At 44.8% G+C, this 20,676-nt stretch carries 24 protein-coding genes; 13 read left to right on the top strand and 11 right to left on the bottom strand.

Annotated elements, in window-relative coordinates; all coding sequences use genetic code 11:
* Positions 1–17 precede the first annotated feature (17 nt).
* Together ICN48_RS09625 and ICN48_RS09620 are read right to left on the bottom strand one after the other, a co-directional pair.
* Positions 18–470 carry a cytochrome c gene (locus tag ICN48_RS09625; RefSeq protein WP_216153478.1) on the bottom strand — a complete coding sequence of 151 codons (453 nt, stop codon included), beginning with the start codon at positions 468–470 and terminating at the stop codon, positions 18–20.
* Positions 471–534: 64 nt separating this feature from the next.
* Entirely contained in the window at positions 535–1,197 is a 663-nt protein-coding gene (locus tag ICN48_RS09620; RefSeq protein ID WP_216153477.1) for a site-2 protease family protein, read from the bottom strand.
* 28 nt (positions 1,198–1,225) lie between these two features.
* Between ICN48_RS09620 and ICN48_RS09615 the strand changes: the two genes are divergently transcribed.
* The 4 genes from ICN48_RS09615 to crcB are packed head-to-tail and all read left to right on the top strand — an operon-like array spanning position 1,226 to position 2,753.
* The gene (locus ICN48_RS09615; RefSeq protein WP_216153476.1) at positions 1,226–1,393 is read left to right on the top strand and encodes a hypothetical protein; all 168 of its coding nucleotides are present in this window, start codon (positions 1,226–1,228) and stop codon (positions 1,391–1,393) included.
* A gap of 45 nt (positions 1,394–1,438) precedes the next feature.
* Entirely contained in the window at positions 1,439–1,576 is a 138-nt protein-coding gene (locus ICN48_RS09610; RefSeq protein WP_216153475.1) for a hypothetical protein, read from the top strand.
* A gap of 9 nt (positions 1,577–1,585) precedes the next feature.
* Positions 1,586–2,365: a 4,5-DOPA dioxygenase extradiol gene (ygiD, locus tag ICN48_RS09605; RefSeq protein WP_216153474.1), complete on the top strand. Its 780-nt coding sequence runs from the start codon at positions 1,586–1,588 to the stop codon at positions 2,363–2,365.
* A 10-nt stretch (positions 2,366–2,375) separates the two neighbouring features.
* Positions 2,376–2,753, top strand: a complete 378-nt coding sequence (crcB, locus tag ICN48_RS09600) for a fluoride efflux transporter CrcB (RefSeq protein ID WP_216153473.1) — start codon at positions 2,376–2,378, stop codon at positions 2,751–2,753.
* Between the two features lie 54 nt (positions 2,754–2,807).
* Here crcB and ICN48_RS09595 read toward each other — a convergent pair whose 3' ends face one another.
* The 7 genes from ICN48_RS09595 to ICN48_RS09565 all read right to left on the bottom strand — a co-directional run bounded on the left by ICN48_RS09595 (position 2,808) and on the right by ICN48_RS09565 (position 9,189).
* Positions 2,808–3,785, bottom strand: a complete 978-nt coding sequence (locus ICN48_RS09595) for a tripartite tricarboxylate transporter substrate binding protein (protein WP_216153472.1) — start codon at positions 3,783–3,785, stop codon at positions 2,808–2,810.
* Positions 3,786–3,803: 18 nt separating this feature from the next.
* Positions 3,804–4,325: a chromate transporter gene (locus ICN48_RS09590; protein WP_216153471.1), complete on the bottom strand. Its 522-nt coding sequence runs from the start codon at positions 4,323–4,325 to the stop codon at positions 3,804–3,806.
* Entirely contained in the window at positions 4,322–4,867 is a 546-nt protein-coding gene (locus tag ICN48_RS09585) for a chromate transporter (RefSeq protein WP_216153470.1), read from the bottom strand. The genes ICN48_RS09590 and ICN48_RS09585 overlap by 4 nt, the downstream gene beginning before the upstream one ends.
* A 26-nt stretch (positions 4,868–4,893) precedes the next feature.
* Entirely contained in the window at positions 4,894–5,871 is a 978-nt protein-coding gene (locus ICN48_RS09580; RefSeq protein WP_216153469.1) for a D-2-hydroxyacid dehydrogenase family protein, read from the bottom strand.
* A 24-nt stretch (positions 5,872–5,895) separates the two neighbouring features.
* Positions 5,896–7,269 (bottom strand): MmgE/PrpD family protein, encoded by a 1,374-nt coding sequence (locus ICN48_RS09575; protein ID WP_216153468.1) that lies wholly within the window; start codon positions 7,267–7,269, stop codon positions 5,896–5,898.
* A 66-nt stretch (positions 7,270–7,335) separates the two neighbouring features.
* Positions 7,336–8,340: a tripartite tricarboxylate transporter substrate binding protein gene (locus ICN48_RS09570; protein ID WP_255539526.1), complete on the bottom strand. Its 1,005-nt coding sequence runs from the start codon at positions 8,338–8,340 to the stop codon at positions 7,336–7,338.
* A gap of 69 nt (positions 8,341–8,409) precedes the next feature.
* Entirely contained in the window at positions 8,410–9,189 is a 780-nt protein-coding gene (locus tag ICN48_RS09565) for a sulfurtransferase (RefSeq protein ID WP_216153467.1), read from the bottom strand.
* A gap of 88 nt (positions 9,190–9,277) precedes the next feature.
* Here ICN48_RS09565 and ICN48_RS09560 point away from each other — a divergent pair, with 88 nt between their 5' ends.
* The 6 genes from ICN48_RS09560 (at position 9,278) to ICN48_RS09535 (ending at position 14,301) form a co-directional block, all read left to right on the top strand.
* The gene (locus ICN48_RS09560) at positions 9,278–10,291 is read left to right on the top strand and encodes a tripartite tricarboxylate transporter substrate binding protein (RefSeq protein WP_216153466.1); all 1,014 of its coding nucleotides are present in this window, start codon (positions 9,278–9,280) and stop codon (positions 10,289–10,291) included.
* 61 nt (positions 10,292–10,352) lie between these two features.
* Positions 10,353–10,904 (top strand): carboxymuconolactone decarboxylase family protein, encoded by a 552-nt coding sequence (locus ICN48_RS09555; RefSeq protein ID WP_216153465.1) that lies wholly within the window; start codon positions 10,353–10,355, stop codon positions 10,902–10,904.
* Positions 10,905–10,945: 41 nt separating this feature from the next.
* On the top strand, positions 10,946–11,800 hold the full coding sequence (locus ICN48_RS09550) for a pirin family protein (protein WP_216153464.1): 855 nt from the start codon (positions 10,946–10,948) through the stop codon (positions 11,798–11,800).
* Positions 11,801–12,973 carry a methyltransferase gene (locus ICN48_RS09545; protein WP_216153463.1) on the top strand — a complete coding sequence of 391 codons (1,173 nt, stop codon included), beginning with the start codon at positions 11,801–11,803 and terminating at the stop codon, positions 12,971–12,973.
* A gap of 268 nt (positions 12,974–13,241) precedes the next feature.
* On the top strand, positions 13,242–13,913 hold the full coding sequence (locus ICN48_RS09540; protein ID WP_216153462.1) for a hypothetical protein: 672 nt from the start codon (positions 13,242–13,244) through the stop codon (positions 13,911–13,913).
* Positions 13,914–13,935: 22 nt separating this feature from the next.
* On the top strand, positions 13,936–14,301 hold the full coding sequence (locus ICN48_RS09535; RefSeq protein ID WP_216153461.1) for a hypothetical protein: 366 nt from the start codon (positions 13,936–13,938) through the stop codon (positions 14,299–14,301).
* 13 nt (positions 14,302–14,314) lie between these two features.
* Here ICN48_RS09535 and ICN48_RS09530 read toward each other — a convergent pair whose 3' ends face one another.
* On the bottom strand, positions 14,315–14,617 hold the full coding sequence (locus ICN48_RS09530) for a hypothetical protein (RefSeq protein ID WP_216153460.1): 303 nt from the start codon (positions 14,615–14,617) through the stop codon (positions 14,315–14,317).
* Between the two features lie 142 nt (positions 14,618–14,759).
* On the opposite strand from ICN48_RS09530, the gene hsdR reads away from it, so the two are divergent.
* The 3 genes from hsdR to ICN48_RS09515 are packed head-to-tail and all read left to right on the top strand — an operon-like array spanning position 14,760 to position 20,335.
* Positions 14,760–17,102, top strand: a complete 2,343-nt coding sequence (gene hsdR, locus ICN48_RS09525) for an EcoAI/FtnUII family type I restriction enzme subunit R (protein WP_216153459.1) — start codon at positions 14,760–14,762, stop codon at positions 17,100–17,102.
* Positions 17,103–17,141: 39 nt separating this feature from the next.
* A complete protein-coding gene (locus ICN48_RS09520; RefSeq protein WP_216153458.1) occupies positions 17,142–18,614 on the top strand; it encodes a class I SAM-dependent DNA methyltransferase in 1,473 nt (490 codons plus the stop codon).
* A complete protein-coding gene (locus tag ICN48_RS09515) occupies positions 18,614–20,335 on the top strand; it encodes a restriction endonuclease subunit S (protein WP_216153457.1) in 1,722 nt (573 codons plus the stop codon). Before ICN48_RS09520 ends, ICN48_RS09515 begins: the two co-directional genes overlap by 1 nt.
* 31 nt (positions 20,336–20,366) lie before the next feature.
* Here the strand turns inward: ICN48_RS09515 and ICN48_RS09510 are convergent, their stop codons facing one another.
* Positions 20,367–20,570, bottom strand: coding sequence for an AlpA family transcriptional regulator (locus ICN48_RS09510; protein ID WP_216153456.1), 204 nt, complete (start codon positions 20,568–20,570; stop codon positions 20,367–20,369).
* Positions 20,571–20,676: the final 106 nt, after the last annotated feature.

Raw genomic sequence — 20,676 nt, 5'->3', positions numbered from 1 at the left:
AGCTGGTTATAAGATAGTTATTTCTTTTTGAAATCGTCATGACAACCTTTGCAGGTTGAGCCTACTGCGCCAAAAGATTTCTTGATGCTATCTAGATCGCCTGACTGAGCTGCTTTATTGAGGTCAATCACCGCTAACTGCATTTTGTCTGCAGCAGCTTTGAACTTTGCGTTGTCTGACCACACTTCAGGTTTTGCTTTACCGCCTTCAGTACCAGGACCAAAAGCTTGCCAAGGTAAGGTAGACATCATAGTTATGATCTCAGCATTTTTACTCACATCGTCTTTGTTATACGGTGCAGTACCTTTAACTACAGCTCCAATTCGTCCGAAATGAGTGTTAATGATCGTCATGACACTTTGACGATATTCAATAGCTTTTTCTGCATTTTGAAATTGAGCAAATGCTGAACCTGTGCCAATCGCTAAAACAATTGCAGTACCTGCTAAAAAAAATTTCTGTAATTTCATGATGGTTCTCCGTTAATCAGGTGCGCTGCGTGGTTTCAGCATATCCCAAACTAGTATTTCTCGCTTAAAAAATCATCCTTAAGGGAGTCATTAGTAGATTAATGATCCCTAAAAAGAGGTTGCTTAGGGGCTCCATCCATAAGGAGCCAATAATTCCTGTAAAGACGAGGCCAAGTACGATGAAGAATCCCCATGGCTCGAGCCGTCCAAGTGCTATCGATTGACGGGCCGGTAGTAGGCCGGCCAAAATTCTGCCGCCATCGAGCGGAGGTAGTGGGAAGAGGTTAAAAACCAATAAGCCAATATTCCACATCACACCTGCTTTTGCCATAGAGGTCAGAAAAGGCTCATCTATGCCAATCCCTTGAATTAGTACCCAAAAAATTGCCCAAATAATCGCCTGAATAAAATTAGATCCCGGTCCAGCCAGGGCGACCCAAATGGAGTCAATTTTTGGGTTTCTGAGGCGTCCAAAATTAACCGGTACCGGCTTGGCATACCCTACTAAAAAGGGAGATCCTGTCAGGATTAAAACCAGCGGGATCAAGATTGTGCCAACTGGGTCTATATGTTTAGCTGGGTTTAGGCTTACCCGACCAAGCATATAAGCAGTGTTATCACCAAATTTACGGGCCGCATAACCATGGGCTGCCTCATGGATAGTGATGGCAAAAATCAAGGGAATCGCATTAATGGCGACAGCTTGGATAGAATAGTCAGTAATCATGGCAATATGATATCCATAGGAGCTCAAAGTGACTGAAGAAAAGAAACCCGATTCAAAAACCCCAGCAAAAGCGGTTGTAGCTAAGCCACCAGCACGTCCACCTGTTCCAAAAGGACCCTCGGGGCCGGCTGGAAGGCCTCAGGCAGGCTTTGGCGGGGGAAAAGGCATGATGCGCAAGGCCGGACGCGGTCGATAGTGGATAATTACCCTATTCTTTAATGTGTTTACAGAGGATTTAGCAATGAACGAGTGGCATAACGAATCTAAAGAAGAAATCAACAAAAAGATCATTACATTGGTTGTAATGTTGGCAGGCGCTACCAGCTTAGCTATTTTGTTTGCCTTAGTTGCGGCTCACATAGGTTACGTATTCGGTTAATCTGTATTAATGACTAGCCATCGCCAACCTGCAATATTTGCTGGCCATGGCAGTCCAATGTATGCCATAGAGCCCAACCGCTACACAGCGGCTTGGTCTGCTCTTGGAAAATCTTTAAAGCGTCCTGACGCGATATTGGTGATCTCGGCGCATTGGGTAACTCGAGGTACTTGGGTTACTGCAATGCCAAAACCAAAAACGATTCACGACTTTGGCGGCTTTCCACAAGTACTATTTGATGTTCAGTACCCAGCACCAGGTAGTCCTGCCTTAGCGGATCGCGTACAAGAATTATTAAATGTCCCTGTAGTGCTCGAAGAAAATGAGTGGGGCATCGATCATGGCGCTTGGTCAGTTCTCAAATACATGTATCCCGAAGCCGATGTACCCGTGGTGCAATTAAGTCTTGACGGGTCTATGACAGCGCGTGAGCACTATGAGCTTGCCAAGCAGCTAAGGCCTTTGCGTGACGAAAATATCTTGATTCTATCGAGCGGAAATGTCGTGCATAACTTGCGCACTATTCATTGGCAGGCAGGTTCTGAGCCTTATCCTTGGGCAACAGAATTCAACAATTTTTTTGCTTCAGAAATGCGTGCCAATCATCACGATCCTTTGATTGATTGGGAGGGTTATGGTGATGCAGCGCATCTTTCTATTCCGACTTCTGAACACTACTGGCCTGCTTTGTATACCCTAGCTTTACAAGAAGAGGGCGAGCAAGTAAAAGTCTATACAGATGGAATAGAGATGAGTTCCATTAGCATGCTGGGTTTTTCAATTCAATAAAGAGTAGATTATGTGGCTACCTATCTTTGCAATCTTCTTCGGCGCGGGCTTCGGCGCTTTGTTAAGAGCAGGCTTTAATTTCGCCTCTGTAGGTATTGCCTCATCGCTACCCTTGGGTACTTTTATATCGAATATGGTTGGTGGATATTTGATCGGTATTGCAGTGGCATTCTTCGGCAATAATCCACACCTTTCTCCTGAGTGGAAGCTCTTAGTGGTTACCGGCTTTTTAGGAGGCCTCACTACTTTCTCAAGCTTTTCAGCAGAGGTAGTTGGCTTTATGCAGCGCGGTGAATTTACTTGGGCTTTAGGTACAGCACTACTGAATCTAGTAGGATCTCTCGTCTTGACCTTCTTGGGTATCTTGACTTACCAAGCATTCAAATAAAATCAGGGGCGATAATGCGATAAGCCCCTGATTAGTCCTGCTGATACCTATGTTTTATTCGGGCTTGATATTTGCGCTCTTCACTACTGCGCTCCATTTAGAGGCCTCGGCTTTAATCAGAGTAGCAAATTCTGCAGGACTTCCGCCGCCAATTTCATTACCTTGAGATAGCATTAGTTCACGCAACTGAGGATCTTTGAGCGCCTCATTTGCAGCTGCATTTAATTTATCAATAATGGCTTTGGGTGTGCCTTTGGGGGCGATTAATCCCTGCCAATTGAGAACCTCAACTTTTGGATAGCCTAACTCTGCAAAGCTAGGAACATTCGGAAGTAGAGGGGCGCGTTTCTTGCTGGTAATGGCAAGAGGACGAATCTTACCCGCTTGGATGCTAGGTACAGCCGAATACATTTGGTCGAACATGAGATCAACATTGCCGCCCATGAGGTCGGTTAGCGCTGCAGAACCACTCTTATAAGGTACATGAATCATCTGAATGCCAGCATTGAGCTCAAATAGTTCGGCTGAGAGTTGATGGCTGCCTCCAATGCCACCTGAAGAAAAGGTCAGAACACCAGGCTTTGCCTTAGCTGCCGCAACGATGTCTTGCACAGTTTTGTATGGAGAGTTGGGATTAACTACCAATACGAGAGGGCCTTTTTCAACCAAGATGATCGGCGTTAAATCAGTCTCCGGGTCGTAACGTAAATTGCCAAAAAGTGTTTTATTGACTGCCATCGGCGCAAAATTCCCCATGCCAATCGTATAGCCATCAGGTGCAGCACGAACAATCGCTTCAGTGCCAATATTGCCACCTGCACCCGGTTTGTTATCCACGACGATTGGTTGCTTAAGAAGGACGCTCATCTTTTGCGCAATTTGGCGACTTCTAGAATCAGCACTGCCTCCGGCACCGTAGGGCACGATAAAGTTGATTGCTTTATTGGGGTAGTTACTTTGAGCGAAAACTGTAGATGAAAAAATAGCGATCAGGCAAAGTAGGGATGCTGAAAGTTTTTGAATAAGTTTCATATCTTTTCCGAAAAAAATTTAAATAAATCCTAGGACACCCAACGCTCCACCAATTGCAATCAGATAGAGTGGGTGCCAGCGTGTAAATATTGTAAAGCCGATAGTAGCAAGGGTCAAGGCATATGCTGCAGCGCTGTGATTAATTTGAGTGGCAATTTGCCATGCAGAAGAGAGAACAAGTCCAATAGCTAGGGCTGCTGCTGCATATTGGATAGATTTTCTTTTAATGGGATCTCTAATGCCCAAAATAATGCGTTGTAAAAAATAAATCAAGATGGATGAGGGTAGCGAAATTGCCAGTGTTGCAAGTAATGCGCCCAAGACACCATAAATATGCCAGCCCAATAGCGTGACTGTCATAAAGTTAGGGCCGGGCGCTGCTTGCGCTATTGCAAAGTAATCCGAAAAAGTTTGAAGATCAATCCAATGCTCTTGGTAGACGGCTAAATTTAAAAGCTCGGGCAGTAATGCATTAACGCCACCGAACGCAACTAAAGAGAAGGCTGATAGTTTTAAGAAGACGCTTAAAAGCATGCTCATAATCTCCTCGCCTTCTTGTTGGCTAAGAAGAGTGCTAACGGTAAAACTGTGAGCACAACCCACCCTAGTCCGAGATGGAAATAGGTGACGGCACTAATAGTGATAGCAACCACTAGCAGCATGATGGGAAAGCGAAACTCGTCGCGCAGCATCTTAAAGCCAGTTGAAGCAATGAGGCCTACACCCACTGCAGATATACCCCGTAAAAGCCCTTTGATCGCATCCAGATAGCCGTAATGCTGATAAAGCATGGCCAGTAAAAGCACTATCGCAATTGGACCGAGCGTAAGACCAAGAACGGCTGCAACAGCACCTCTAGCTCCCGCAAAGCGAGAGCCAACACAAACGGCGAGGTTCACAATATTGGGGCCTGGAACGATTTGGCAAATGCCGAGGATGGCGCTAAATTCTTCCGAAGTGAGCCATTTCTCTCGCTCAACAATCGTGCGTCGTGCCCATGGTAGTACGCCACCAAATCCAGACATCCCAATTTTGCTAAACCCAATAAAGAGCTGCTTGGGTGTAAGTACCTTGGGTTGCATAGGTATCTAAAAAGGTATTTGAAATATTACTGCGGCTTAAAGGGATGTGGCACAGGTTTATTTTCTAGCCAAGCTTCGAGTGTTTCGGTAATACCTTTTGAGAAGGTTGCAAAAATAGGCTCTGCAATAAATCCTAGGTGCGGCGTTACGAGAAGATTTGGCGTGTTTCGAAGTGCATCTTTTTCTGGAAGAGGCTCTACATCAAAAACATCGACTGCTGCTTGCCCCGGTCTACCGGCGGCTAAGGCCTTTTGCAGATCAGGCATATTGATGAGGGCAGCTCTCGAGGTGTTGATAAGAATAGAGTCAGGGCGCATAAGGGCTAATTGATCGGCGCTCAGTAAATCTTCAGTTCCGGGGCCGGCCACTAGGTGCATGGAGACAACTTTAGAGGTTTTAAGGAGTTCATCAAGGCTGACTGCCTTTGCATTTTCAGCGGCAGCACGTTCAGGAGTCATGCGAGGGCTCCAGGCCACCACCTCCATACCAAAAGCTGCACCAACACGCGCTACGCGACTACCAATGGCGCCTAATCCCATGATGCCCAAGCGTTCACCAGAGAGCATTGGTAGCAAAGACATGGCATCACGCCAGCCACCAGAGGCAATGAGTTTGTTTTCTTCGATGAGGCGCTTGGAGGCACCCAGAATTAAGGCCCAAGTAAGCTCTGCAGTGGTTTCTTTGGAGGGTCCACCAGGAGTGCAACCCATGGGGATATTTCTAGAAACTAAGGCTGATGCTTCAAGGGTGCCATTACGCTCACCAGTAAACATTAAGAACTTGAGCTTGGGTAATCGTGCAATCATCGCCTCATTAAAAGGCGAGCGATCCCTCACAATAGCAATTGCGTCAGCATCTTTGACGGCTTCATATAAAGCCTCATCTCGTAGTGGCTCATGATGAATTGTGAGCTTAGCTTGTTGATCTAATTTTTCCCAATTAGAAAAACGGCGCAGCGCACGCTCATAGTCTCCGAGGACAACGATATTAGGTAATGAGGCCATGGATGGAAATCTTTCAGTCAATAATTAATCTGGTGTACAAAGGCTCAGGATTTGTTTGAGATCATGCGCCTGTCCCAATTTCCAGAGTGCAGAAATCAACTGAATCGTTTTCTCTTTGCCAATTACTGGCTCTGCCAGGCTTGTGAACTTTTGTTCCAAGTTAGCATCACTCATTGGATTCTCTACTGAGCCAATCGCATTCTTTACGAAGATGTGTACTTCTTTGCCATTCTTGAGGAATGCTTTTACATCAACTGATGCTTCGCTAATGGAAGTGTCGGTAGTAGCATTTACTTTGGCGCGCAAGGCTACAACGTCTGGGCGGTTCACGATGTCATCGGCATACTCACCTTCGCCAGCTTGACCAAACATCAAACCAACAGCACATCCGTGAAATACGCTGAACTTACCTTCTAAACCATCTTTAGGGGTTTTCTTGCCGGTAAGCTCCAGCACTAGTGGGTGAACGCGCAGTTCAATACGTTCTACATCTTCTGCATTAACACCTTGGGCGCGTAATTGAGCGCAGGCATCAATGGCTGGGTGAATCACAATCCCGCAAGCAAAGGGCTTGTATGTATTTAAAGAAATCTCAAAAGACTTTCCTAGGGCGCGATCGATTTCTGACCAGTCACATTTAGTAGAAACAGTTTGCATATAACCACGACCAGCTTCAAGCGCTTTGGGGCTTGCAGTAAAGCCATGTTTTGCCAGAAGTGCAGAGAGTTGGCCTGCACGTGCAGCGCCACCCGGATGAAAGGGTTTAGTCATCGTGCCAAATTGCTCACGCATACCAACTGGTTGTGAAGCAGCAATACCCAGAGCCATAATTGTTTTTTGTAGATCGAGCCCCATCAAGCGTGAACATGCTGCTGCAGAACCGAGCATGCCAGTGGAGCCAGTAATATGCCAGCCGCGATGGTAGTGGTCTGGATACATTGCATTACCAACACGGCAGGCAACATCAATTCCGAGAACGAGAGAGTCAATCATTTGACGACCATTGGCACCAATGTGCTCACCTAGCGCTAGGATTGCAGAAGCTACTGGACCCGCAGGGTGGATCACGGTCTTTAAGTGGGTGTCATCAAAGTCAAATGTATGTGAGCTGATGCCGTTAATCAGTGCAGCTCCGCCCATATCGACCCTGTCCTTGCGGCCAAGGATGCTAGCTTGTGGCGCTGGCTGAAATTCGCGGATAGCAGCCAAAGAGGATTCCACACTTTCGTGGTTAGCTGCGCCAATGGCGCAACCAAGCCAATTTAAAAATGTGCGGTGCGCCTCATGCTCAACTTCTGGAGTCCAGCCTTGGCTAGGGTGAGTATTGACAAACTCGGCCAATATTTTGGTAACTGGTGGTGCGTTAAGGTCGGCTGCTGCGGCAATAGCGTGAGACATATAAAGGTTCCTGTAAAAGAGTGGAGTGCTTAATAGTTAAAATTCAAATGTATAAATTCAGAAAAGTTAGTCAATTTCAATATTGCGATCTTTGGCAACCTTAGCCCAGCGTGCAATATCTTCCTTGATGTAATTGGTAAATTGAGGAGGCGTCATTGGCATTAAGGTCATCGCTTCACTAGTCATTTTTTCTGAGAAGTCCGGCAAAGCAAGTACTTTATTTAACTCTGCATTCAGTTTAGTGACGATGGCAGGGGGTAGATTGGCTGGACCAACTAGGCCATACCATTGCTGACCATCAAAGCCGTTATAGCCTAACTCCTTAAAGGTGGGGATATTAGGGGCAGCTGAGCTACGCTTAGAGCCAGTGACTGCTAGGCCGCGAACACGATTGGTATTGAGGTAAGGTAATGCTGCAAATAGGGTGGGGAACATCGCTTGAGTTTGGCCTGCCAATAAGTCCGTATATGCTGGACCTACGCCACGATAAGGTACGTGCACCATAAATATTCCTGCAGCCAGCTTTAGTTGCTCCATACCAAGATGGGTTAGTGTGCCTGGACCAGCAGAGCCGTAACTTAATTTAGCGGGATTCTTTTTTGCATAGTCGACAAACTCTTTAAAACTCTTGATTGGCAGATCAGGATTAATGATGAGTACATTTGGCGTTGCGCCAATCATGCCAATCGGCGTGAAATCTTTGAGGGCATCATAGGGAAGTTTGCGGACCGCAGGATTAGTGCCATGTGTCCCAACATAAGCAATCATCAAGGTATAGCCATCAGCTGGTGCCTTAGCAGTTGCTTGCGATGCGATGGAACCACCGCCACCACCCATATTCTCAACAACAACTGTTTGACCAATTGAACGAGAGAGTTTTTCCGCAACAGCACGCGCAATATTATCGAGTCCGCCACCAGCAGCTACTGGTGCAATCAGTTTGATAGGTTTGGTTGGGTAAGCAGGCGCTGCACTTTGAGCTTGCGTATTGAAGTTGATTGCCATTCCCAAAAATACAATGAGAAGGGAGGATAAAAAAATCGGCTTCTGCCGATTAGTTATTGTAGACATGTCTCGAATCCAGATTATTGTTTTATTAAGTTTTGCAGCTTGGTAATTCTACTATTGATGATCCCAGCCCTATTTAAGCTGAGCTGGCTTTGAGCTTTTCCGAATTGAGTGTTCTAAGGGGATGGAATCCAGATTGGGCTCCAGCGCCTCGCGCTCATCAAAGACAAAACAACTGCCTTGGTAATGCGCAGAACCGACCTCTTCAAAGTATTTCAAAATACCGCCTTCTAGCTGATAGCTATGATGCATACCAATCTCACGCATGTACAAACCAGATTTTTCACAGCGAATGCCACCGGTACAAAAGCTAACCAGCGTTTTATCTGCCAACTGATCCTTGTGCGCAGATATTGCCTCTGGAAACTCAGTGAACTTGTCGATATTGAAATGCAAAGCATTTTCAAAGGTGCCGTAATCAACCTCAAAGGCATTGCGTGTATCCACCATCACCACGGGGCGACCCAAATCATCCGTACCTCGATCTAACCACTCCTGTAATTTTTTCGGGCTAATGAACTTGGCGCGACCCTCCTCTGGACGAATCGCTGGATGATTCATGCGGATAATTTCATTTTTCAGCTTGATCAGCATTTTTTTAAAAGGCTGATCCTCAGACCAGCTTTCTTTTGCTTGAAGCGGTGCAAAACGGGAATCGGTACGTAGCCAATCTAGAAACCCACGAAGCTCCTCAGATTTGCCGGCAAGAAACATATTGATGCCTTCACCAGTCAACAGAATGGTGCCCTTCAGGTGACGAGCATTGCATTCTTCAAGCATTTTGGCGCGCAACTCTGGCAAGCCATCTAGGCTGACAAATAAATAGGCGGCAATATTTAGAATCGACTTCATTTTTCTCTCACTGGGCTACAAGCCCATTATCGAGCAAATGGGCCTTGGGAGTGTTAATCTTGAGTTCTTATTTATAGGAGACAAATCCATGCAGGATTTAGCAAAAATGGCTAAAAAAGCCTTTAAAAACAGCCTATTAGCTGCTTTAATGGCCTTGGGTGTAAGCAGTTTTGCTTTGGCGCAAAACGCGGGTGTAGGCGCATGGCCCACTCAAAAGCCGATTCGTTTAATTGCGGTCTTTCCGCCAGGTGGCTCAGTTGACCAGGTTGCCCGTGTGTTGGCACCAGCCTTGCAGTCAGAGCTCAAGCAAAACGTGATTGTTGAGAACGTAGGCGGCGCCTCCGGTGTGATCGGCACCTCTGCGATGACGCGCTCAGATCCCGATGGTTACACCTTTGCAGTGGTATTTGATACTCATGGCGTTAATCCGAGTCTGAAAGATAAGCTCCCCTACGACACTATTAAAGATATTGCGCCTGTAATTTTGGTGGGTACATCACCGATGGTTTTAGTTGCGAGTAAGAAGTCAGGCATCACTAGCTTCAAGCAGTTAGTGGATCTTTCCAAAACAGGCAAGCAATTTAGTTACGGCTCTATTGGTATTGGAAGTCTTGGGCACTTGGCAATGGCTCGCCTTGCTAAACAAGCTGGCTTTGATTGGAATCACATTCCGTATCGTGGCGGCGGCCCTTTGATGCAAGACGCCTTGGGTGGTCAGGTTGAATTGGCTGTGGGTTCTGAGTTTTTAGTGAAGCCCCATATTGATAGCGGCGGCGTAATTCCATTGGTCATTACTACAGCTAAGAGATCACCATCGCTACCGAATGTACCGACGATTTCTGAAAGTGGCTTCCCAGGCTTTAGTGCGCCAGCATGGTGGGCAGTATTGGCTCCAGGCAAAACTTCTCCAGCAGTTGTAGATGCGATGAACAAGGCCTTGAATAAAGCATTGAAAACACCAGCAGTTGCTGAAAAGTTCAAGGCACAAGGCATCCAAATTGTTGGCGGTACTCCTGCAGCCGCCCAAGAGTTTATTGGCAAGCAGATTGGCATTTGGGGCAAGTTTGTTATTGAAAACAATATTAAAGAAACTGCTCAGTAATCAGGATTCATTAGAGATATTAATAAGAAGTATTAATAAGAAGCATTAATAAAAGGTATTTATGTCAGAACGTTTAATTCCGTATCAATCCATGGATTTGGCTGAGCCAGCCGAGTTGGTTGCAGCTATTCGCCAGAGACGTGGGGGGCAGTTTATTAATTTGGACCGCATGCTCTTGCATAGCGTTCCTATCGCAGAGGGCTGGAATCACTTCATTGGTGAGATTCGCAATAACCTTTCTTTAGATCCTAAGTTGCGTGAGCTGGCGATGTGTGGGGTAGCAGTCCTTAATGGTGCTGAGTATGAATTCTTTCACCATGCACCCCCATTTAAGAAGGCGGGTGGTACTGAGGAGCAAGTTCAAGGCTTGCGTCTTATCGGTCAGCCGAATTTTCCAAAAGACTTGTACTCTCCAGCAGAGAATGATGCTGCTGAACTGACTTTTCAGATGACGCGCAACATCAAGGTGGATCCTGAGTTGATGGAGCGTTTACAAAAAGAGTTAGGTAGTACAGATACCGTTGAGTTAGTAACAGTGATTGCTGCTTACAACATGGTTTCTCGCTTCTTAATTGCGCTTGATGTTAATCCTGAAGATCATCCTCCGGCTTAAAGACAAAACTCAGTCAAAGCCAAGTTAAAACACTCATCAATATGATACGCAATATCCAAACCATCATTCCGGGCATAGCCACTTCTGATGGTGCGGGTGTCAAATTGCGCCGTAGTATTGGCGGTCAAAATCAAGTCAGGCTTGACCCCTTTTTGATGCTCGACGAATTTTCCTCTAATGACCCGAATGATTACGTGGCAGGCTTCCCTGCGCACCCTCATCGGGGTTTTGAGACTGTGACCTATATGCTTGAGGGTCATATGTTGCATGAAGATCATTTAGGTAATCAAGGTCATCTGAAAACAGGTGGCGTGCAGTGGATGACAGCGGGGCGCGGCATTATTCATTCTGAGATGCCTCAGCAAGTAAGCGGTGCTATGCGTGGTTTTCAGTTATGGATTAACTTACCCGCTAAAGAAAAGATGAAGGCGGCTGGATATAAAGATATTCAAGTTGAAGATATCCCCAAGATCACATTAGCCAACGGCGGCTCAGTAAAAGTCATTGCGGGTACATGTAGTCAAGACGGCAAAGAGGTACAAGGTCCGATTCAGGGGATTACCACCACACCTTTATTTTTGGATGTGCACTTGCCAGCCAATACTCAATTTGAACACCTTGTTCCTAAAGAACTCAATGCCTTTGTTTATTTATACGCAGGGGATCTTGAGGTAGGGGGCCCAATGCGAGAGATACCAAAACAAGCTGCAGTCGTACTTGGAGATGGTGATCGCCTCAAAGCTAAATCAGGACCTGCGGGCGCACAATTTATTGTCCTTGCAGCCTTGCCACTGCATGAGCCCATCGTGCAGTATGGACCTTTTGTCATGAATACCCGTGCGGAGATTGAGCAAGCTATAGATGATTATCAAAACAATCGGTTTGTGGTTTCTTAGGTGACTCAACCAGTAATCCTTCAATGGGAAGATGATGGGCAAACCCATAGCGCCAAGTGGCACTCAGAAAATGGTATCGCGCCCCATAAAAAGATTCAGATCGTGGATGACACTCTGACCGCTGACGTTGCTTATCGCCTAGCTTGTGAAGGTACGGCGATGCTTTACAAAGGCGACTTTCAGAATGCGCGCCAACTATTGCAGGCTTTAGTTCGAAGGGTAGATAAGCCTTCTAAGAAATCCGCTAGGGCCGATAGAGTTGCCAAAGATAAAGTTAAAAGTCCTCTAGATACATTTAACCTTCATCGCCTTGCTCAATCACAGCGTGCCCGTATTTTAGGGATGATTCTGATGCAGGTAAATGCTGATCACAGCATCTCCTTAAGGCGTGCTCCAGATGTTGCCAGAGCTTGCTCTGAAGCTTATGGAGAGCAGGCTGCACCTTACGTCATCTCGCTGCGTGAGCTACTCGGTGTTATTAGTGCGCATGAGTGGCGCAAGACAGGCGTTCAAGTTCTCACCAGAGATGATGAAGAGGTCCGTATTCATCCTCACTATGGCGTTTTCTCTCCAGTACGTAGTGAGTATATTGATTTGGTGCTAAAGGCTCCATTACCGGCGGCAATGAAACAAAGCTCTATAGCTTTCGATATTGGAACGGGCACTGGGGTTTTGGCTGTCGTTTTAGCTTTGCGAGGCATTCAGAAAATTGTCGCTACCGATCTTAATGATCGAGCGATTACTTGCGCAAAAGAAAATATTGATCGTTTGGAACTGCATTCCCAGATTGAAATTTGCAAGGTCAATCTATTTCCTGAAGGCAAAGCCGCGCTCATTGTCTGCAACCCGCCTTGGCTTCCGGCTAGACCAAGCTCCTTGCTAGAGCATGCTGTATATGATCCTGAGAGTCAGATGTTAAAAGGCTTTTTGAGTAATCTCAAACATCATTTGCTTGAGAGTGGCGAAGGCTGGCTCATTCTTTCGGATTTAGCTGAACATCTAGGTTTGCGAACCAGGGCTGAGCTTCTTCATTGGATTGAGGAAGCTGGATTAAAAGTTATCGCACGTTTGGATACGAAGCCAACACATCAAAAAGCATTTGATAAAGAAGATGCCTTGCATGTAGCGCGATCTAAAGAAGTGACATCACTTTGGCGTTTAGCTTCAAAGTAGTTTGATTTTGCGATGAAAGAAAAACGCCACCCTAGTAGGTGGCGTTTGACTTTTACAGACTTTAAAATGGTGGGTCGGCGGAGATCGAACTAAACGCCATTTTGTAGCTCAAAATCATATGGTTACGTGCCACCAAAAAGGTACGAATTTCAAAGAGTGCCCCCAAAAATACCCCCAGATTCAAGATGTAGGGGTAAGTCCGCTGCTGTATTCGGCCTAATTTCTAAAAAGGTTGCTATAGTTTTTTTAGATTCGTATTGGAGGTCAAATGGCTGATTATATTGATAGGCAAATTCTTTGCCAGGCATATGTGCACGTTGAACCCTCTCACTTTAGCGCAAAAGATGCTGAGACTCTTAGGGAAACGATAAAAGAATTTATTCAAAAACGTGGTGAATTTTTTATCGGCAGTGGTATCGAGACAGAAATTGTTTTTGAGGATGGTTCTTTAAAGATAAAGGCCAGCATCTATGCAAAGGTAACTATTGCGATTACAAATGCAATAGTTCTTTATGGTGGATTTCGAGCGGGAATTGATTACTTGGCGGCGGATGGTAAAGGTTTGTCAGAGGCGACGGTGCTGGAGTGCTTGTTTCAGACGCAATGTCATCATAATGAGACCATCCATACCGAAGCTCGGATTGGGGTTATTGGGCAAATAAAAAGAGTAAATAATTCTATAGATAGAATTGGGCATGATTTACCATCCGTGGATACCGAGCTTAGTGCTAAAAGAATAGATAGGCTTGCCGAAGAAATTCGTCGATTAAGGGCAAATATCAAGGACCAACAAGATATTGACTTTGTTTCTGAAAAAATAATGGCGGAGGTTGACGCGCTACTTCCAAAAAAAGCGCCAAAAAATTTCCTATCAAAAGAATCAATTCGAAGGTATGAGTTGAGTAGGCAAAACATTGCAGATTCATTGCAGGGACTGTAAGAGGCCATACAAGTAGCTTGAGATGAATAAATTTTTTAGAGCAAAAGTGCTGGCAAATATCTATCTACTGCTAATTATTTCCCTGGGCGTAGTTGTTAGTTCCATATTAACTGGTCTTAATAAGGGGGATTGGAGTTGGTTTGGGCGCTCAGGATCTATAGTTACAGTAATTGGTGTGCTATTAACCGCTCGACCCCTGATTAGATTGGGCTTTGATGAGTGGTTTAGGTCGGAAAGCGTGATCAGCGGAGGTAGTTTTGACCCGAGCGCTAGTGAAATTGAGGAGGGAAGGCAGAATGTATTAGATGCGCGCGCATCTTCTATAGGAATCTATATGGCAATAATTGGTGCAATTATCTGGGGTTATGGAGATTTAATTAAATTTTAAATTAGTTATTTAACTACCAGCCCTTGATGCTGGGTACTTGATTCACCTGTGGGGGCGTTCCAATTGTTGTATTTGGTGGGGTGGTAATCGGCGCTTGGATATTTCCTTGATATTGACCCTGAGGCCCATAGAAATTTGTTTGATTACCTTGTACTTGAGCTGATCCCTGGAATGCCCCAGTAGCACTGTAAGAGTTAGACACTCCATTGGGAGAGGTTTGTATATAACCTTTGTATTCACCGTTAGGGCCATAAATGGCCTGACTATGGGCAAAACCCGAAATGAGCAGTGCGACCAAACAAAATTGATATTTCATTAACTTTCCCCTGTTGCGTCAACTTAAGTGTATGCCTATAAAGGCTCAGATAGTGAGCCTGGGATACAAACCCTAAAAATGCCAGTAAATGACTGATTTCCTTATATTATTAAGGGGTATATATAACTTTTGGCATTATTGAATGAGCAAGAAATCCCTTAGCGAACGTGATATTTGTACGAAATTCATTACGCCAGCCATTCTTGGCGCAGGCTGGGATTTGCATACTCAAATTCGCGAGGAATTAAGTTTTACTAAAGGCCGCATCATTGTTCGCGGCAAGTTACATACCCGCGGACAGCAAAAGCGCGCAGATTACGTTCTGTATTACAAATCTAATATTCCCATCGCCGTAATCGAGGCTAAAGAAAACAACCTCAGTGTTGGCGCGGGAATGCAGCAAGCACTTGATTATGCGGAAACGCTGGATGTTCCTTTTGTCTTTAGCTCAAATGGCGATGCATTCTTAATGCATGATCGAACTGGCCAGGCGGATAAGGTAGAGCAAGAGCTTTCTTTGGACGCATTCCCGTCGCCAGAAGAGCTATGGGCGCGTTATTGCAGATGGAGGGGTGTTGATACCCCTGAGGCAAAAAATACTGTAGAAATGCCTTATTACGACGATGGCGCTGGGCGCGCACCTAGGTATTACCAAGTCAATGCAGTCAACAGAACAATCGAGGCGGTAGCTAATGGCGCCAACCGTATTCTGCTGGTAATGGCTACCGGTACCGGGAAGACGTACACAGCTTTTCAGATCATCTGGCGCTTATGGAAGTCTGGCACAAAGAAACGCATTCTATTTTTAGCTGACCGCAACATCCTTGTAGATCAAACCAAGAATAATGACTTCAAGCCATTTGGCGCTGCAATGACTAAGATCAGCAAGCGTCAGATTGATAAGAGCTACGAAATTTACTTATCCCTTTACCAAGCCGTTACTGGTAACGATGAAGAAAAGAATATTTACAAGCAGTTCTCTCCAGACTTCTTTGATTTGATCGTGATTGATGAGTGTCATCGCGGCAGCGCCTCTGAAGATTCAGCTTGGCGTGAGATTTTGGATTACTTTTCTTCTGCCACGCATATTGGCTTAACAGCTACGCCAAAAGAAACCAAAGAAATATCAAGCATTACTTACTTTGGTGACCCTGTTTATAGCTACTCACTAAAACAGGGTATTGAAGATGGTTTCCTTGCCCCTTATAAAGTAATCCGGATTGATATAGATAGGGATCTCCAAGGCTGGAGACCCAGCGCTGGACAAGTGGATAAACGTGGTCAATTAATCGAGGATCGCATCTACAACCAGAATGACATGGATCGAACCCTGGTCTTAGAAAAGCGTACAGAGCTGGTGGCAAAGAAAATCACTGAGTTCTTAACGGCTACCGATCCATTTGCTAAGACTATCGTATTTTGTGATGACATTGATCATGCGGAGCGCATGCGCCAAGCCTTGGTTAATCTAAATCCAGAGCGAGTCAAAGAAAATCGTAAATACGTAATGCGTATTACCGGTGATGAGCAAGAAGGTAAAGCTGAGCTTGATAACTTCATTAACCCAGAAGAGCGTTATCCAGTAATTGCTACAACCTCTAAGCTAATGACTACTGGTGTAGATGCTCAGACCTGTAAATTAGTAGTGCTTGATCAACATATCAAGTCTATGACCGAATTCAAGCAGATGATTGGGCGCGGCACCCGCATTAACGAAGATTACGACAAGTACTGGTTCACCATCATGGACTTTAAAAAGGCTACTGAGCTTTTTGCTGATGAAGCATTTGATGGTCCGCCAATTGTTATCTATGAGCCTGGGGTTGATGATCCCCCGGTTCCTCCAGTAGAGCCGCCAACGCCTCCCGGAGTTGAGCCACCCGTTCCTCCAGAACCCCCTGGCTTTCCTCCTGGGCCGGAGGGTGTGAGAGCTAAATACTTTGTGGGTGACGTAGAGGTTCAGGTTATTGCCGAGCGGGTTCAGCATTACGGACCCGAAGGTAAGTTGATTACAGAGTCCTTAAAGGACTACACCCGTAAAGCAGTACGAAAAGACTATTCAACGCTGGATCAATTTCTAAAGAGATGGACTTCCGCTGAGCGTAAGGCTGCTGTAATTAAGGAGCTAGAAGAGCATGGTCTTTTACTGGAGGCGTTGGCAATCGAAGTTAATAAAGACTGCGATGCTTTTGATTTAATTTGCCATGTTGCATTTGATCAGCCTGCACTCACTCGTAGGGAGCGTGCAGATCAAGTCAAAAAGCGTAACTACTTCACCAAGTATGGCGAACAGGCTCGCAAGGTTCTCGAGGCCTTACTTGAAAAATACGCAGATACTGGTATCGAGAATATCGATGATATTAAGATTCTGACCCTAGACCCGTTTAGTAAAATGGGCACAGCCAGCGAACTTGTATCAGTCTTTGGCGGTAAGCCAGGCTATATAGCTGCATTACATGAGCTAGAAAACCAGCTCTACGCCTAAAATTCATAGCAACACCCCAATAGATAGGCATTACCACTTATGAGTATTAGTTCAACTATTAAATCAATCCAAGATATCATGCGCAAAGACGTGGGTGTTGATGGTGATGCCCAGCGTTTGAGTCAATTGGTGTGGATGCTCTTCCTGAAGATCTTTGATGATCGTGAGAGCGAGTGGGAATTGCTGCAGGATAAATACAAGTCTCCGCTCCCTGAAAAGTATCGCTGGAGAAATTGGGCGGCTAATGCTGAGGGCATGACTGGCGATGAGCTAAAGCAATTTCTGGACAATGATCTATTCCCAGCACTTCAAAACCTAGAGGCTAAAGGCGGCGATCAACGCGCTTATGTTATTCGTTCCGTATTCGAGGATGCCTATAACTATATGAAATCTGGTCAGCTGATTCGTCAGGTGATTAATAAGATTCAAGAGGGCGTGGATTTCAACAAAGCCCAAGAGCGCCATCTGTTTGGCGACATGTATGAGCAGCTTCTGAGAGATCTTCAAGCAGCCGGTAATGCAGGCGAGTTCTATACCCCAAGAGCTGTAACTGAATTCATGGTCCAGATGGTTAATCCGCGCCTGGGTGAAAAGGTAATGGACCCAGCATGCGGCACAGGTGGATTCTTATCATGCTCAATTGAACATATCAGAAAACAAGATGTCAAAACATTAGAAGACGAAGCACAACTTCAAGGCAGCATCTTCGGCATTGAGAAAAAACCAATGCCGCACTTGCTGTGCACCACAAACATGATTCTTCATGGTATCGATGTGCCAAGCAATATTCGTCATGACAATACCTTAGCAAGACCCTTAATTAGCTGGGGCCCATCAGAGCGGGTAGATGTAGTTGTTACTAACCCACCATTTGGCGGAATGGAGGAGGATGGAATTGAAACCAACTTTCCAGCCGCATTTAGAACAAGGGAAACGGCTGATCTCTTCCTGGTCTTAATTATGCAAATGCTTAAAACAGGTGGTCGTGCAGCTTTGGTTTTGCCGGATAGTCTTTTATTTGGGGATGGTATCAAGACCCGCATTAAAGAGAAGCTTTTAGAGGAATGCAATCTTCATACTATTGTGCGTTTACCTAAGGGCGTTTTTGCACCCTATACCGCAATAAATACCAACCTACTTTTCTTCACCAAGGGAAGTCCCACAAAAGATATTTGGTTTTATGAGCATCCTTATCCCGACGGGGTGAAAAGTTATAACAAGACCAAGCCCATGAAGCTCGAAGAATTTAATATTGAAAAAACTTGGTGGGGAAGCGAGGAGGACGGCTTTAAGAGTCGCGGAGTAGGTAATTTCGCCTGGAAAATAAGTATTGAAGAAATTAAGTTCAGAAATTACAACCTTGATATTAAAAATCCGTTTGTGAGTGAGCTGAAGTCACATGATCCTGATGAGCTACTTGCAGAGTACGGTGCTTTACAAAAAGATATAAAAATATTAAGAAATGAGTTGAAAGTTGTCCTCGGGGATGCCCTGCTAGGCGGTGATAAATAATGAATCATTTTCAGAGGCTGCTTGTAGAAAATATTGATTTATGGAGTGCGGCAGACGCTGAAAAGCTCTCTAAAAGAGGGCGCTCATCCACTGAGGCAATTCATCTCTATGGAATTAGTAAATTAAGGGCAGTTATTTTAGGGTTGGCAGCAAACGGAAGTTTAGTGCGCGGTGGTAATGGCGATGATGCCTTGAAATTATTGAAGAAAATACAGGATGCAAGGGAAAAATTATTTTCGGTTGCATTAACAAAGAAATTTAAACCTACCAAGGCTATCTCGGATACAGACACTCCCTTCCCTTTGCCTAAAAATTGGATCTGGGTGAGGCTTGGTGAAATTTCAAATTTTGGTTCAACTGAAAAAAGAAACTCTATCGATGATGACACGTGGGTTCTTGATCTTGAGGATATCGAAAAAGATACATCAAAATTACTTCGTAAAGTTCGATATGCCGAAAGAAGGTCATTGAGCGATAAGAATGCTTTCCAGGCCGGGGATGTTCTTTATGGAAAGTTAAGGCCATATTTGAATAAAGTTCTTGTAGCCGATGAGGGCGGTGTTTGCACTACTGAAATTTTACCCATTCGATGTTACGGGCCATTTGTACCAGAATATTTTAAATATGTTCTGATGAGCCCATATTTTTTAAGGTATACAACCAAAATTAGCTACGGAATGAAGATGCCGCGACTTGGGACAGAGGATGGACGAGACGCCCTGTTTCCATTGCCTCCTCTGGATGAGCAGCGTCAAATCGCAGATAAAGTTGGAGAATTACTTTTGCTGTGCGATGGACTTGAGAATAAAAGTATTTCGGTTTCGCTTGCCCACGAAGCCTTGGTGAAAAATTTTTTAGAGATTTTGCTCGATTCTAGAGGGTCTAAGGAATTTGAGGGTAATTGGAATAATATTTCGAATATTTTTGATGTCTTATTCACATCCGAGAGTAGTATTAATTTGCTAAAGTCATCGATACTTCAACTTGGTATGCAGGGGAGGTTAACTCAACAGAACCCATCAGATGGGTCTGCTCAAGACCTGCTTAAATTAATAGATTACGAGCGCACCAACTCCTCGTTCTCTGGAGGTCAAGCGAAAAGAAGAAAAATTTCGCCTTTGGTAATAGATCATCTTCCTCAAATTCCAGAAAATTGGGTATGGACTCAAAATGAACGCATAAGTCATGAGTGGGGTCAAAAAACTCCTCTTGAATCCTTTTTATATATCGATGTTTCTTCAATAGATAGCGAGCATGGAGTTGTTTCTTCCCCTGAGATTGTATCGCCTAAGAATGCACCCTCAAGGGCAAGGAAAATCGTGAGGCCTGGATCAGTTATATATTCCACCATTAGGCCCTATCTGTTAAATGTAGCGGTCATTGACGAACAATTTGATATTGAGCCTATTGCAAGTACAGCTTTTGTTGTAATTCATCCGTGGGCCTCGATATCCTCCAGGTTTATTTACTATTATTTACGGAGTCCTACATTCATAGACTATGTTGAGTCAGTGCAAGCTGGTATTGCATATCCCGCGATTAATGACGCTCAATTTTATTCGGCCCCTTTTCCATTGCCTCCTTTGTCTGAGCAGCATCGCATAGTTACAGTTCTAGAAAAGCTTTTGCGTCTTTGTGATGAAATGAAGGTCCGCATAAATCACGCTAGTGCCTTGCAACGTAAAGTGGCAGATGCCCTGGTAGACAAAGCATTAACATAGCCCCCGAAATCTATCAGGGGTCGGTCCTTTCTTAGATGTTGTCAGTCCTCTCTCGAATAAATGACTGAACCTGTTCAATCGTCCAAAACGAAGACCTGCCAATTTTGATCGGCTTTGGAAATTCACCTTTCTGCACCATGAGCCAAAACTTGGATTTAGAAATCGGCATCATTTTCAAAATTTGAGGAATTCGCATTAAGGTCACGTTCATATCTCTAGATGTGATGTCATTCATGATCATTTCCTTACCGGGCGCGTTTTACATTTTTACGATAAACCTGCAACGCCATCTTTGCAGAACTCATTTTGGTGTATCCGTAAGATCGATACAGGCTGTATAA

The organism is Polynucleobacter sp. JS-Safj-400b-B2 (genome assembly GCF_018881975.1).
In the GTDB taxonomy this organism is placed as follows: Bacteria; Pseudomonadota; Gammaproteobacteria; order Burkholderiales; family Burkholderiaceae; genus Polynucleobacter.
Note: the sequence above shows the minus strand (reverse complement) of the source record. Positions and strands in the feature narration are given on the sequence as shown.

Coding starts and splice junctions, on each gene's coding strand:
- ICN48_RS09625 (WP_216153478.1), bottom strand. CDS start 470: ATGAAATTACAGAAATTTTTTTTAGCAGGTACTGCAATTGTTTTAGCG.
- ICN48_RS09620 (WP_216153477.1), bottom strand. CDS start 1,197: ATGATTACTGACTATTCTATCCAAGCTGTCGCCATTAATGCGATTCCC.
- ICN48_RS09610 (WP_216153475.1), top strand. CDS start 1,439: ATGAACGAGTGGCATAACGAATCTAAAGAAGAAATCAACAAAAAGATC.
- ygiD (WP_216153474.1), top strand. CDS start 1,586: ATGACTAGCCATCGCCAACCTGCAATATTTGCTGGCCATGGCAGTCCA.
- crcB (WP_216153473.1), top strand. CDS start 2,376: ATGTGGCTACCTATCTTTGCAATCTTCTTCGGCGCGGGCTTCGGCGCT.
- ICN48_RS09595 (WP_216153472.1), bottom strand. CDS start 3,785: ATGAAACTTATTCAAAAACTTTCAGCATCCCTACTTTGCCTGATCGCT.
- ICN48_RS09590 (WP_216153471.1), bottom strand. CDS start 4,325: ATGAGCATGCTTTTAAGCGTCTTCTTAAAACTATCAGCCTTCTCTTTA.
- ICN48_RS09585 (WP_216153470.1), bottom strand. CDS start 4,867: ATGCAACCCAAGGTACTTACACCCAAGCAGCTCTTTATTGGGTTTAGC.
- ICN48_RS09580 (WP_216153469.1), bottom strand. CDS start 5,871: ATGGCCTCATTACCTAATATCGTTGTCCTCGGAGACTATGAGCGTGCG.
- ICN48_RS09575 (WP_216153468.1), bottom strand. CDS start 7,269: ATGTCTCACGCTATTGCCGCAGCAGCCGACCTTAACGCACCACCAGTT.
- ICN48_RS09570 (WP_255539526.1), bottom strand. CDS start 8,340: ATGTCTACAATAACTAATCGGCAGAAGCCGATTTTTTTATCCTCCCTT.
- ICN48_RS09565 (WP_216153467.1), bottom strand. CDS start 9,189: ATGAAGTCGATTCTAAATATTGCCGCCTATTTATTTGTCAGCCTAGAT.
- ICN48_RS09560 (WP_216153466.1), top strand. CDS start 9,278: ATGCAGGATTTAGCAAAAATGGCTAAAAAAGCCTTTAAAAACAGCCTA.
- ICN48_RS09555 (WP_216153465.1), top strand. CDS start 10,353: ATGTCAGAACGTTTAATTCCGTATCAATCCATGGATTTGGCTGAGCCA.
- ICN48_RS09550 (WP_216153464.1), top strand. CDS start 10,946: ATGATACGCAATATCCAAACCATCATTCCGGGCATAGCCACTTCTGAT.
- ICN48_RS09540 (WP_216153462.1), top strand. CDS start 13,242: ATGGCTGATTATATTGATAGGCAAATTCTTTGCCAGGCATATGTGCAC.
- ICN48_RS09535 (WP_216153461.1), top strand. CDS start 13,936: ATGAATAAATTTTTTAGAGCAAAAGTGCTGGCAAATATCTATCTACTG.
- ICN48_RS09530 (WP_216153460.1), bottom strand. CDS start 14,617: ATGAAATATCAATTTTGTTTGGTCGCACTGCTCATTTCGGGTTTTGCC.
- hsdR (WP_216153459.1), top strand. CDS start 14,760: ATGAGCAAGAAATCCCTTAGCGAACGTGATATTTGTACGAAATTCATT.
- ICN48_RS09520 (WP_216153458.1), top strand. CDS start 17,142: ATGAGTATTAGTTCAACTATTAAATCAATCCAAGATATCATGCGCAAA.
- ICN48_RS09515 (WP_216153457.1), top strand. CDS start 18,614: ATGAATCATTTTCAGAGGCTGCTTGTAGAAAATATTGATTTATGGAGT.
- ICN48_RS09510 (WP_216153456.1), bottom strand. CDS start 20,570: ATGAATGACATCACATCTAGAGATATGAACGTGACCTTAATGCGAATT.